At 49.5% G+C, this 12,114-nt stretch carries 11 protein-coding genes; 7 read left to right on the top strand and 4 right to left on the bottom strand.

Annotation, left to right across the window (positions count from 1 at the left end; translation table 11 throughout):
• Positions 1-5: 5 nt before the first annotated feature.
• The 6 genes from BMW65_RS00650 (at position 6) to BMW65_RS00625 (ending at position 6,961) form a co-directional block, all read left to right on the top strand.
• Positions 6-986: a TatD family hydrolase gene (locus tag BMW65_RS00650; protein ID WP_090601972.1), complete on the top strand. Its 981-nt coding sequence runs from the start codon at positions 6-8 to the stop codon at positions 984-986.
• A gap of 8 nt (positions 987-994) precedes the next feature.
• Positions 995-1,888 carry a UbiA-like protein EboC gene (gene eboC / locus BMW65_RS00645; RefSeq protein ID WP_090601971.1) on the top strand — a complete coding sequence of 298 codons (894 nt, stop codon included), beginning with the start codon at positions 995-997 and terminating at the stop codon, positions 1,886-1,888.
• Positions 1,889-1,946: 58 nt separating this feature from the next.
• A complete protein-coding gene (locus tag BMW65_RS00640; protein WP_090601969.1) occupies positions 1,947-3,110 on the top strand; it encodes a 3-dehydroquinate synthase in 1,164 nt (387 codons plus the stop codon).
• A 4-nt stretch (positions 3,111-3,114) separates the two neighbouring features.
• Positions 3,115-4,332: a metabolite traffic protein EboE gene (gene eboE / locus BMW65_RS00635; RefSeq protein ID WP_090601967.1), complete on the top strand. Its 1,218-nt coding sequence runs from the start codon at positions 3,115-3,117 to the stop codon at positions 4,330-4,332.
• Positions 4,329-5,681 (top strand): alkaline phosphatase family protein, encoded by a 1,353-nt coding sequence (locus BMW65_RS00630; RefSeq protein WP_090601966.1) that lies wholly within the window; start codon positions 4,329-4,331, stop codon positions 5,679-5,681. Before eboE ends, BMW65_RS00630 begins: the two co-directional genes overlap by 4 nt.
• A gap of 248 nt (positions 5,682-5,929) precedes the next feature.
• Entirely contained in the window at positions 5,930-6,961 is a 1,032-nt protein-coding gene (locus BMW65_RS00625; protein WP_090601965.1) for a GntR family transcriptional regulator, read from the top strand.
• On the opposite strand, the gene BMW65_RS00620 is transcribed toward BMW65_RS00625, so the two are convergent.
• The 3 genes from BMW65_RS00620 to BMW65_RS00610 all read right to left on the bottom strand — a co-directional run bounded on the left by BMW65_RS00620 (position 6,958) and on the right by BMW65_RS00610 (position 10,019).
• Positions 6,958-7,539, bottom strand: a complete 582-nt coding sequence (locus BMW65_RS00620; RefSeq protein ID WP_090601964.1) for a DUF4136 domain-containing protein — start codon at positions 7,537-7,539, stop codon at positions 6,958-6,960. The two genes, BMW65_RS00625 and BMW65_RS00620, sit on opposite strands and share 4 nt — an antisense overlap.
• A gap of 86 nt (positions 7,540-7,625) precedes the next feature.
• A complete protein-coding gene (locus BMW65_RS00615; protein ID WP_090601962.1) occupies positions 7,626-9,269 on the bottom strand; it encodes an NAD+ synthase in 1,644 nt (547 codons plus the stop codon).
• Positions 9,270-9,302: 33 nt separating this feature from the next.
• On the bottom strand, positions 9,303-10,019 hold the full coding sequence (locus BMW65_RS00610; protein WP_090601961.1) for a porin family protein: 717 nt from the start codon (positions 10,017-10,019) through the stop codon (positions 9,303-9,305).
• A gap of 60 nt (positions 10,020-10,079) precedes the next feature.
• On the opposite strand from BMW65_RS00610, the gene gldB reads away from it, so the two are divergent.
• The gene (gene gldB, locus BMW65_RS00605) at positions 10,080-11,111 is read left to right on the top strand and encodes a gliding motility lipoprotein GldB (protein WP_090601959.1); all 1,032 of its coding nucleotides are present in this window, start codon (positions 10,080-10,082) and stop codon (positions 11,109-11,111) included.
• Positions 11,112-11,170: 59 nt separating this feature from the next.
• Here gldB and BMW65_RS00600 read toward each other — a convergent pair whose 3' ends face one another.
• Positions 11,171-12,079, bottom strand: a complete 909-nt coding sequence (locus BMW65_RS00600) for an FKBP-type peptidyl-prolyl cis-trans isomerase (RefSeq protein ID WP_177180943.1) — start codon at positions 12,077-12,079, stop codon at positions 11,171-11,173.
• Positions 12,080-12,114 lie beyond the last annotated feature (35 nt).

The following is a 12,114-nucleotide window of genomic DNA, read 5'->3' as shown; positions in this document are numbered from 1 at the left end:
AGCATATGTGTAATTATAACGAGCGCGATCGGGCATCGATGGGACAGCGGGTAGCGTTGGAACTGGATTTGGTGAAAGGGCTGCGGTTTTTCGATCCGCACATCCATATGGTTTCGCGGACGACAGACGATTACCAGGCGATGGCCGATGCCGGGGTAATTGCGGTCATCGAACCGGCTTTCTGGGTAGGACAACCCCGTACGGGTATTGATACTTTTAGGGATTATTACAGCAGCCTGATTGGCTGGGAGCGGTTTAGGGCTTCCCAGTTCGGGATAAAACATTTCTGTACGATTGGATTGAATTCCCGCGAAGCCAACAATGAAGCATTGGCTGAACAGGTCATGGAATTACTGCCTTTTTTCATTTACAAGGAGGGGGTAGTGGGTGTCGGTGAAATTGGCTTTGATGACCAGACTGCGGCTGAAGAGAAATATTACCGGCTGCAACTGGAACTTGCCAAAGAAGCGGGGCTTCCCGTACAGGTGCATACCCCCCACCGTGACAAAACCAAAGGCACTTCCCGGAGTATGGATATTGCCCTCGAACATGGGCTGGATCCAGGAATGGTGATCATTGACCACAATACGGAAGAAACGGTCAAAGAAGTATTAGATAGAGGTTTTTGGGCTGCTTTTACGATATACCCCTTTACCAAGATGGGCAATGAACGAATGGTGGAACTTGTCAGGCAGTATGGGCCGGAACGTATCATGGTCAACTCAGCGGCCGACTGGGGAATCAGCGACCCGTTGGCGGTACCCAAAACCGCTGCACTGATGGTCAAAAGCGGGATACCCAAGGAAACCATTGAGCAGGTGTGCTACCAAAACGCCTTGGCAGCATTTTCCCAAAGCGGGCAGCTGGACGAAGCCCTGCTTGACGAAAAGACAAGCATTGATCAGGGCAAGAAGTTTGCAGGCAACTCGATACTGCGGGGTGGGCAACAACCCCGGCGGGATACCGATTCTATTATCATCTCCTAACCGTGCAAATGGGCATTGTGTGGAAAGCATATATCCAGCTTGCGCGGCCTGCAAATGTCGTCACGGCCGTATCGGATGTGATAGCAGGGGCTGCTATTGCTACGCTTTACCTGGCTGATGGTGCGTGGCAACACCCCGCTGCGTCATGGATGCTGCTTGTATTGGCTACGATAGGGCTATACGGTGGCGGCGTAGTATTCAACGATGTGTTCGATGCCAAGCTGGATGCCATGGAACGGCCGGAACGCCCCATCCCAAGTGGAAAGGTACCGCGGAAGCACGCTGCTTTGCTTGGCGTTGCCTTGTTTGCATTGGGGGTGTTTGCAGCGGGTTTCTTGGGCTGCATTTCATGCTTGATAGCGATCTCCATCGTATTGATGTGCATGTTGTACGACAAATGGGCCAAGCACCACGTCGTGGTAGGCCCTATTGCTATGGGATTGTGCAGGGGATTGAATCTCCTATTGGGGATGAGCCTGTTTTCCACTGCCCTGCCCGAAACCTGGATGCTGGCGGGCATACCGGTCATCTACATTGCGGCAGTCACCACCATCAGCCGGGGAGAAGTGCATGGCGGCAAAAAAAGTCCGCTGTTGTTTTCGGCCGTGCTATACGCCGTCGTCATCGGGCTCATTGCCTATTTCGGCATCCTGAAAAGCGAGCGTTGGTTAGGCGTGGTCGTGCTGATGCTCTTTGCCGTGATGATATACCTGCCATTGCTGAAGGCTATCCGAACGACCGCCGCACTGGATATCCGCAAGTCCGTTAAATATGGTGTGCTCGCACTGATTTTCATGAATGCTGTTTGGGTCGCTGCCGCTGGTTTATGGGGGCTTACCGTCGTCGTATTGTCACTTTTTCCGATATCCATTTGGTTGTCAAAAATGTTTTCGGTTACTTAACGGACTTTTTTGGGGATTTGAACGCAATAAGCGTGATGAATAGTGAATAATGTGTCATATGATTAAGGAATCGATTAATCAATCGTTTACGGTGGCCTACCGGTATCAGGTACATTTTACCAAGGCCTTGTTTTCCATAGCCAATCCTGTGCTGGCCCGTTTTTTTGCAAGCCATGCTACGGACATCATGGCCAAAGCCCTGGTGGTGGTGGATGATGGCGTGGTGGAGCACCATGTAAATCTTTTGCAGGAGATCCGTGCGTATTTTGAATCGCTGCAGGGCATCGTGTTGGCCGATGAACTGATGGTGGTAAATGGTGGGGAGCAGGCTAAAAATGATCATACCCTTGTCGACCGAATTATCGATGCGGTAGATAGGCATGGTATAGACCGTCATTCTTATGTCATCGGCATCGGCGGCGGGGCTGTATTGGACGCGGTAGGCTATGCGGCTGCTATTTCCCACCGGGGGATCCGGCATATCCGTATCCCGACTACGGTACTGTCCCAGAATGACTCAGGGATAGGCGTAAAAAATGGCATCAACTATTTAGGTAAAAAGAACTTCATCGGTACGTTCAGTCCGCCGTTTGCCGTGTTTAATGACTTTTCTTTTTTGCAGTCTTTGTCGGATCGGGCATGGCGTTCGGGGATATCCGAAGCGGTAAAAGTGGCATTGATAAAGGACGCCGTTTTTTTTGAATGGATTGCCGAACATGCGGGCGCATTAACTAACCGGGATGCCGACGCGATGGAATACCTCGTCTATCGGTGTGCAGAATTGCACCTTCAACATATTGCAGGTGCAGATCCGTTTGAGTTCGGCTCATCCCGGCCGTTGGACTTTGGTCACTGGAGCGCCCACAAGTTGGAGCAACTCTCCGGTTTTGAAGTCATGCATGGCGAAGCCGTGGCCATCGGCATCGCCTTGGATAGTAGCTATTCCTATTTAATGGGCTACCTGACCCATGCCGATGCACAACGCATTGTGCAACTGCTGCAAGCCTTGGGCTTGCCGGTGTTCCATCCGCTGCTGGATGCAGAAGGTACTGATCATCCGTTGCTTATCGGGCTGGATGAATTTAGGGAACACCTGGGGGGAAGACTCACCATTATGCTACTGCAAGGCATCGGGAAGGGGATGGAGGTCCATACGATGGATGCCAGCAGGGTGCTTGCCGCTGCTTCTATGCTGCAAAACGATTTTGAAGTTCAATTGTAAAGCCATGCTGACGAAATACGGACACCTTACCTATTGTACCAATATCCATGGCGGGGAAAGCTGGCAAGACCATTTCGACATCCTGAAAGCAACCTTTCCGCTGATCAAGCAACAAGTGTCGCCAAGCGACCCCTTGGGAATCGGTTTGCGGCTGTCGGACTTGGCGAGCCGGGATTTGCAAGAGCCGTCGCAATTGCGCGCTTTCAAGGATTGGCTTTTGAGCCAGGATGCCTATGTCTTCACGATGAATGGTTTCCCTTTTGGTGCGTTCCATGGTGACGTGGTGAAGGCGCATGTGCATACGCCCGACTGGATGACAGCGGAGCGGCTGAGTTATACCCTGAGGCTGTTTGACATCCTCGAACAGCTGGTTCCCGGTGGCATGGATGGGGGTATTTCCACGTCGCCTTTGGGATACCGCCACGGGTATGCGGACACGGCAAGCCAGTGGACGGATATGCGGAAGCGTGCTACGCAACAAATCGTCGATGTAGCGGCTTACCTGATTGACATAAGGCAACGATCGGGCAAGACCTTGCATTTGGATATCGAGCCGGAACCCGACGGGGTGTTGGAAACCGGTCCGGAATTCATTGCCTGGTTTACGCAGGAATTGGTCCCCATGGGCGCGGCCAGCCTGACGGAACGACTGGGGATGACATACGCTGAAGCGGAAGACGCACTGAAAGACCACATAAGGCTCTGTTATGACGTTTGCCATTTTGCCTTGGGGTATGAAAGCCATCAAGAAGTTGCTGACCAACTCCACCGCCATGGCATAAAAATAGGTAAGTTCCAAATCAGCGCAGCCATCAAGGCCGAGTTGCCAGTGGATAAGAGCGAGCGGCTCGCCATCGGCGAGGCATTCATGGCTTTTGATGAGCCTACCTACCTCCACCAAGTACTTGCAAAGCAGCGGGATGGCAATGTGCACCGTTTTAGGGACTTGCCTGAAGCACAGGGGGCTTTATACGAGGACGGTGCCGTGGAGTGGCGGTCACATTTCCATGTGCCGGTATTTCTGGAAGACCTTGGGCTGCTAAAATCTACGCAGTCCGATATTATCGAAGTGTTGCACATGCAGCATGATCGGCAACTGACCCACCACCTGGAAGTAGAAACCTATACGTGGGGCGTGCTGCCCAGGGATTTACAATTGCCCATTGCGGATTCGATCTCCCGGGAGTTGCTTTGGGTGATCCATGAATTTGAAGTAGTATGAACAAAACCGTTGTTTTGGATGTCGTAGGCCTGTCGTCGGCATTGATTGGCGATAAGACTCCTTTTTTGACAGCCTACCTGAAAAGAAACCACTTGACGAAGATAAGGCCGATGTTGCCGGCAGTCACTACGGCTGTGCAATCTACTTACGTGACAGGGCGTTGGCCAGCCGGACATGGCATCGTGGGCAACGGCTGGTATGATCAGGCAGACAGTGAAATAAAATTCTGGAAGCAATCCAACAAACTTGTGCAGGGGGTATCCATTTGGGATGAAGCCAAGCGGCTTAATCCCGATTTTACCTGCGCACAGCTTTTCTGGTGGTACAATATGTATTGCGGGGCCGACTATTCCGTGACGCCCCGCCCGAATTACTTGGCCGACGGCAGGAAGATCCCCGATTGTTATTCGTATCCGGCGTCGCTGCGTGACGAGTTGCAAGCGAGGTTCGGTCCGTTTCCGCTGTTTAGTTTTTGGGGGCCGGGAGCGAATATCGCGTCGTCGCAATGGATTGCCGAGGCAGCGATGTATACCGAGGAGAAATACAACCCCACCCTGAGCTTGGTCTACTTGCCGCACTTGGATTACTGCCAGCAAAAGTTTGGCCCGGACTTGACGAAGATCGGTAAGGAAGTGACGGAAATCGATACGTTGCTGGAGCGGTTAGTGAGTTTTTACGAGCGACGGGGGGCAAACATCATCATCCTTTCAGAATATGGCATCGTACCGGTATCGCGCCCGGTGCACATCAACCGGATATTGCGTGAGGCAGGCCTTCTGGACATCCGTATTGAGCGTGGATTGGAATTGTTGGATGCGGGAGCTTCACAGGCGTTTGCCGTATCCGACCACCAGATCGCCCACATCTATACCAAGGATGAGAAAGTGAAGCAGCGCGTGATGGCGCTTTTAGCAAATGTGGAGGGTATTGACCAATTGTTGGACAATGCCGGAAAAAAAGCGGAACACATTGACCACGAACGGACAGGAGACCTGGTTGCCATTGCCAGGCCCGACAGCTGGTTTACCTACTACTTCTGGCTGGATGACAACCTTGCACCGGACTATGCCCGGGTGGTGGATATCCACAAGAAACCGGGCTATGACCCCGTGGAGATGTTCATGACCTCCAAGCTACGGGCAGCATACAAATTGCTGCGGAAAAAATTAGGATTCCGCTACGTGCTGGATGTCATTCCTTTGGATGCCACGTTGGTGAAGGGTTCGCACGGGACAACGCATATTCCGGAAACCTACTATCCGGTGCTGATCACAAACACGCAACAGGAAGGGGGCGAGATGGAGGCGGTCGCTGTTAAAGATTTGATTTTGAACAGCGTTTTTGCATGATATCCATCCCCCATGTAAGCACAGGACACTTCTTTCGGCTATCCTCCCTATCTTGCGTACTATTGTATGCCACACAGCATTACGATGATTAGGAGGTTATATAGCGGCAATGGCCAAGCCGACTTGACCAATGTCAGGACGCGTGAAATTAACTAAATAAATTAATGACAATATCGATTTAACGTTTTATTTTTAACGATGAGAACGCTATAGCCCCTGTCCTAATTTATGCTACGAATTAAATCGGTATGAAACTTTCAGGCATGTTTGAGCACATTCACATTAACGAATATTCCGCCACCCCGAAATACCTGCAATTGGCGAATGCGATTGTCACGGCAGTAGAAACGGGCAAGATCAAAAAGGACGATATGCTTCCGTCCATCAATGAGTTGAGTTACGTATTGGAAATATCCCGTGATACGGCAGAAAAAGGGTATAAATACCTCAAACAACTCGGCGTGCTGGGTTCAGTCCCGGGCAAGGGCTACTACATCACCAATGCAGATTTTAAACGCAAACTTCAAATCGTGTTGTTTTTTAACAAATTGAGTGCGCATAAGAAGATTGTTTACGATGCGTTTGTACAAGCTATTGGCAGCGATGCCGCTGTAGACTTTTATGTATATAACAATGACCTCTCGCTTTTCAGAAAATTACTGCAAAACCTCAGGCAGGAATATACACATTATGTCATCATCCCTCATTTTATTGAAGGGCGTGACAAGGCTTCGGAAATTATTAATACAATTCCCAAAGATAAGCTGGTATTGTTGGACAAATTGGTGCCGGATGTCGATGGCGAATATGCTGCTGTATATGAGGATTTTGAAAAAGACATCTACCATGCGTTGGAGCAGGCAAAAGAACAGCTTAGCAAATATCATACGCTGAAACTCATTTTCCCCGACAAAAGCTATTTTCCTAAGGGCATCATTAAGGGGTTTTACCGCTTCTGCCAACAATATGCATTTAATCACCTATTGGTCAGCGACATTTTGGAAGAGCCGATATCGGAGGGGGAAGTTTATATCAATCTTATGGAAGATGATCTGGTAAAATTGCTCGACCGGGTGATATCCCTGAAACTGCAGATTGGCAGACAAGTGGGGATTATTTCGTACAACGAGACGCCATTAAAAAAATTCATTCTCAATGGCATTACTACGATATCCACGGATTTCAAACGCATGGGTGAGGTGGCCGCGCAGCTTATTCTGGACAATTCCAAGCGCCACGAAGGCGTGCCCTTTTACCTCACCCTGAGGCCTTCGATTTAGCGATCAATCGCCTTTAGAGGAAGCTGGTTCATCACGCCGGTGATTACTTCAGGTAATTTATTGATTGCCTGTTCGGGGTTTCTCACTTCTCCGGTGCCACGCGCTTGCCAGATCACGGTATTCGTTCGCCTATCTTTCGCTTCAATGATGATATGGCCAGCCCGGTAGCGTTCTTGGCCAACCGGCCGGTTCCAGCCATATCCGTAACCGAAGCCCCATCCCGGGCCCCACATCCACGGATTATAACCCCAGAAGCCCCATGGTCCGTAAGGGTATCCGCCGTATAGCGGACGGTTTTTGTTGTTTACGATGGCGATATACCGGAATAATAAATCCGGATTATCCTTTGAATAGGTCAATCCTCGGGCTTCCAACTCGCGGTTTGCTGTCTCCATAATGTTTGCTTGCGCGATGTCGTTATCGAAATAAGACTTAGACAGTGAATCTACCGGAGGAAGCCATCCGTATGTGTGATATTGGGAAAAATCAGTGCCCTGTATTTTGGTCGTATGGTACTTGTAAGACGAACAAGATGCCAATACCAATAAAGGGACAATATATAACAATGACCGTTTCATGGCTACAATCTCCTATAATCAGTTTTTATAACTATTAGACTGTGGATTGGGGCGATGGTTTAATCAATAGAGGCCTTGTTTGTCGACTACAACGGGTATTTGGCTACCAAAGGCATGGCCCGCCCGGCACCGAAGGCTTTACTGCTTACGCGCAATATCGGAGGTGCTTGGTAGCGCTTAAACTCGGCTTTATCTACCAGGTTGAGTACCCGGTGCACCAGCGTTTCATCAAACCCCAAAGTGATGATTTGCGCCGCGCTTTTTTCATTTTCAATGTACTGGAAAAGTACGGCATCCAATAGTTCGTATTCCGGTAGCGAGTCGCTATCCTTTTGTCCGGGGCGTAATTCTGCAGACGGTGGTTTACTAATGGTATGTTCGGGTATAACGGTCTTTTCGCGGTTGATATATCCGGCCAGTCGATAAACCTGCGTTTTATAGATATCGCCAATGACACCCAACGCCCCGGCCATGTCGCCATATAAGGTGCCATACCCCACGGCAGCCTCGCTTTTGTTGGATGTATTGAGCAGGATATAACCCAGCTTATTGGAAAACGCCATCAATAAGGTCCCACGGATGCGTGCCTGGATATTTTCTTCCGTCAGATCAGGAGCCAATCCACCGAACGTTTTTTCAAGGCTGTCGTTGAATGCATCTGCCATGGGTTGGATAGGGATGACTTCGTGATGGCACCCTGTATTGCGCACCAACTCCAAGGCGTCGGCAATGGAGTGGTCGCTTGAATAAACCGATGGCATGAGCACGGCCATTACATTTTCAGGGCCGAGCGCTTCGCACGCAAGCGCGGCCACTACGGCAGAATCTATCCCGCCGGATAATCCAACGACGGCTTTTTTGAAACCCGATTTGCTGAAATAATCACGGATACCCAGCAACAGGGCCTGGTGGATGAGCGGCGTATCGAGCGGGGGCTGTACCGTGTGCGTCTCATGCAAGGGAGTGATGGTCTTGCCCTTCAGTTCATAGCATTGCAGGTCTTCTTGGAATGAAACCATCAGATCTACACATTCACCGGACGCATCGAGTATGATGGATCGCCCATCAAAAATGATATCGGCATGTGCCCCTACATGATTGAGGTATAAAAGCGGCGCCTGTGTTTGCTGTGCATGTGCAGCCAATACGGCCATGCGCTCACGCAGGTGGTTATACGAAAACGGGGAAGCGGCAATATTGATGATAATATCCGGATTTTCCTCGCGTAGCGCATCCATAGGGCTTCTGCGATACAGCTTCGGCGTGGCAATGTTCCAAAGATCCTCGCAGATGGTGAGCGCGATGGTATGCCCGCCGTAGCGGATGCATCCGAATGTTTCGGCCGGCTGGAAATATCGGTACTCGTCGAACACGTCGTAATCGGGCAGCAAGCCCTTGTGCACGATGTGTTGTACCGTACCCTCGGCGATGAACAGCGCCGCATTGAAAAGCGGCTTGCCCTTGCCCGTGGTGTTGCGCACTGGGGCTCCGATGATGCAGGCAATGCCTTGGCAATGGGCAGCGACTTCGGCAACGGCCGCTTCGCATCGATCCAGAAATGCGTCCGAGCGCAGCAGATCTTTTGCCGGATACCCACCGATGGCCAATTCAGCGAATACGACGATGTCGGCACCGTGGTCTTTGGCTTCCTGTATCGCCCAGGTAATGGCCGAGGTATTGCAATCAAAATTGCCGATGTGGTAGTTGAGCTGAGCTAAGGCGATGATCATGCCGTTGTTTGCGTTTGGTACGTTTGGTAATACTTAGAAAAAGATGCCGAAATTGAAGGCTACGTATGAATTTCGTGGATCACCTTCCTTGATGGTGCGGGTAAATCCGTTATTGAAACTCAAACCGGTCATCATAGTCAAATTGTGATCGAGCTGCCATTCTATCCCACCTCCGATCTGTAAGGCCAGGCGGAAGAAATCTGCATCGTCGCCCATGGAAGTACGGCGTGAAGCATCTTCCGGTTTTTCCTTCGCATTGAGCTTGACCCCACCTGTGAAGCCAAATTGTCCGTAGTAGCTACGGAAATACCGCATGGTGCTCTTCAGCTTAAGGGATAGGGGGATTTCGACATATTGGAGTCGGTATGCGGTCTTGATGGTGGTATTCGGGACACTTGATATCGGATTCGGATAGGAGGCTTCGCTATTGAGGGTATTGATGAGCAGCCCCGTGGAAAAATAATAATTCTCCGTAAAAGCAAAGTCGGCAAGCAAACCATATGCGTACCCGAATTTGGGGCTGCTTTCGTAGCCGTCGTTATCGCCGTAGCGCATCCAACTCACGTTGGGCGAAAACGTAATCCCCAAGGATACGGGTTTATACTGATAGGTAGAGCTGTAGTAGTCCTGCGCTAAACTTTGCTGGTTGAAAGCAAAAATGAAAAACGATAACGCCCAAAAAAAGCGTGGTAAAATCTTGTGCTGCATATTGTCTGGTATATCCGTATAAATCTGTTCAATCCGCGTCATCCGCGTTCCATCATACCCACTAAAATCATTAACTTCGCTGCCGGCTAACGAACAAAAATAATGCTCAAAAACCCTGCACCGCAAATTTATTGCTTTTTTTTGATTGTCGTGCTGTTTTCGTGCAGTAGGCGCGAACGTGTGGATGTCAGTCACATCAATGTTAAGGTCAGTATCGAACGGTTCGATAAGGCATTGGACAGCCTTAACTCCGGCAATATACTTCAAAAAAACAGTGAATGGCTTAATTATTATGGCACTTTCTATGCCGATTACATGCAATATATACTGGAGGCGGGCGATCCGCGGGACACTGTTCAATTGGCGTCGGTGCTGGAACGGGTAATTGCAACGGATGATTTTAAGGCATTAAAAGCCAGCGTGTATGATACCTATCCAAGCATGGAGGCACAGGAAACTGGGTTGACCGATGCATTCAAACACCTTAAGTATTATTTTCCGGCTATCGATATCCCGCGATTTGTCGCTTTCTTTTCCGGGTTTGCGGTGCAGACCCCCATCGGCGAGGATTATATCGGCATTGGGTTGGATATGTTTCTTGGGGCCGATTCAAAATTTTATCCCGCTCTGCGGGAAAGTATCCCTTATTACCTTGCCCGGCGGTTCACACCGGAAAATATCGTGCCGAGGGTGACGGAGAGCTACATTCGTGAAGAGCTGTTTCCCCAGCAAGAATTGGATGTATCCCTGCTGCAGCACATGGTTTACCAAGGCAAAGTGCTGTATGTGATGGAAAGGGCGATGCCCGATGTGGCAGATAGCCTGAAAATCGGTTATACAAGCCAGCAGTGGGAATGGGCCAATCGTTTCGAACGGGATATCTGGGCGTGGATCCTACAGGAGAACCTGCTCTACGAGACCGATTATAACCGTATCCAAAAGTATTTGGGTGAAGCGCCTTTTACACCTGAACTGGGCGATCAAAACGAATCGGCCCCTAAGCTTGGTATATTTATCGGCTGGCAGATTGTGCGGAAATACATGGAACGACATCCGGAAACGACATTGACGGAATTGCTCGGTATTACGGACGCCCAGGCTGTGCTCGATGGGGGGAGGTATAGGGGAAGGTAAATGAAAAAGCCCACGGGGTGTTAAGTCCGCGGGCTTTAAGGTTCTTTTATTTTTTTGTTTTATTCGTCTTTCACTTCCACTTCGAAATCAAGTGATGCATATGATGGAATATTGGAAGATCCTGAAGCACCGTATGCTTGTGTACTTGGTGTAAAGAAACGTATTTTGCCACCTTTATTCAACAACGGAATAACTTTGTTCCACGCTGGAATCAAATCGGTCAATTTAGCCTCGTAATCCGTGTTGGATTCCGCTATGCTGCCGTCTGGCCTTTTTAGTGTGTAGTTTAAGGTGAGTGTTGAATCAACATGAACTGCGTCTCCTGTGCCTTGCGTCAATATGTTGTAGTAGATGCCGTCTTCCGTTTTTGTGAACTCGTCAATAGCCAATCCAGCACGTTTGATCATATTTGGAATAACCCAATCGTCCTCGAAATCCTCAAAATTATCATGCACAGTCACCACATAATCCAGCGATGCATTTGGGGGAATCCCTTGGCTGGGTACGCCATTACGGCCATACATGATACGGGAAGGGACGATAATACGGATTTTACCATTTGTCTTTTGGAGGATTTCACGGATGACTTCCTTGAAATCGCCTGTCCGTTCTACAGTGGCTGTACCAGCAGCAGAAGATCCGAACGGAAAGTACCCGAAATAGTCTGCATATCGGTTATTGAAGCTCAACGTATCGCCCGAATTATACGCGCCATCCAGGCTTTTTACGGTATACACTACTGGGAACGTTTTAGTGAAGTCAATCGGATTGCCTGTACCTTCCTCCAATACTTGGTAAAACAAGTCAGTCTCCTTGTATTGGCTTACGTTGAGGTTGTTTCGTTGGATATACTCAAGGATATTGGCATTGTCCAGTTCTTCAAACGATTGGTATTCTTTCTTTTCGCACCCCATTAAAAATGCGATGGCGGCGAAACCTGCTACAAGACAAGGAGTTGATTTGATCATCAGTATATAAGGGATAACTATTTTATGTATCGTAA

Origin of the sequence: Parapedobacter koreensis, from assembly GCF_900109365.1 — a bacterium.
Lineage (GTDB): Bacteria > Bacteroidota > Bacteroidia > Sphingobacteriales > Sphingobacteriaceae > Parapedobacter > Parapedobacter koreensis.
Note: the sequence above shows the minus strand (reverse complement) of the source record. Positions and strands in the feature narration are given on the sequence as shown.

Excerpts from the sequence above, each read along its gene's own strand:
- gldB (WP_090601959.1), top strand. The coding sequence starts at position 10,080 with ATGCTCAAAAACCCTGCACCGCAAATTTATTGCTTTTTTTTGATTGTC.
- BMW65_RS00620 (WP_090601964.1), bottom strand. The coding sequence starts at position 7,539 with ATGAAACGGTCATTGTTATATATTGTCCCTTTATTGGTATTGGCATCT.
- BMW65_RS00615 (WP_090601962.1), bottom strand. The coding sequence starts at position 9,269 with ATGATCATCGCCTTAGCTCAGCTCAACTACCACATCGGCAATTTTGAT.
- BMW65_RS00650 (WP_090601972.1), top strand. The coding sequence starts at position 6 with ATGTGTAATTATAACGAGCGCGATCGGGCATCGATGGGACAGCGGGTA.
- BMW65_RS00610 (WP_090601961.1), bottom strand. The coding sequence starts at position 10,019 with ATGACGCGGATTGAACAGATTTATACGGATATACCAGACAATATGCAG.
- BMW65_RS00630 (WP_090601966.1), top strand. The coding sequence starts at position 4,329 with ATGAACAAAACCGTTGTTTTGGATGTCGTAGGCCTGTCGTCGGCATTG.
- BMW65_RS00600 (WP_177180943.1), bottom strand. The coding sequence starts at position 12,079 with ATGATCAAATCAACTCCTTGTCTTGTAGCAGGTTTCGCCGCCATCGCA.
- BMW65_RS00625 (WP_090601965.1), top strand. The coding sequence starts at position 5,930 with ATGAAACTTTCAGGCATGTTTGAGCACATTCACATTAACGAATATTCC.
- BMW65_RS00640 (WP_090601969.1), top strand. The coding sequence starts at position 1,947 with ATGATTAAGGAATCGATTAATCAATCGTTTACGGTGGCCTACCGGTAT.
- eboE (WP_090601967.1), top strand. The coding sequence starts at position 3,115 with ATGCTGACGAAATACGGACACCTTACCTATTGTACCAATATCCATGGC.
- eboC (WP_090601971.1), top strand. The coding sequence starts at position 995 with ATGGGCATTGTGTGGAAAGCATATATCCAGCTTGCGCGGCCTGCAAAT.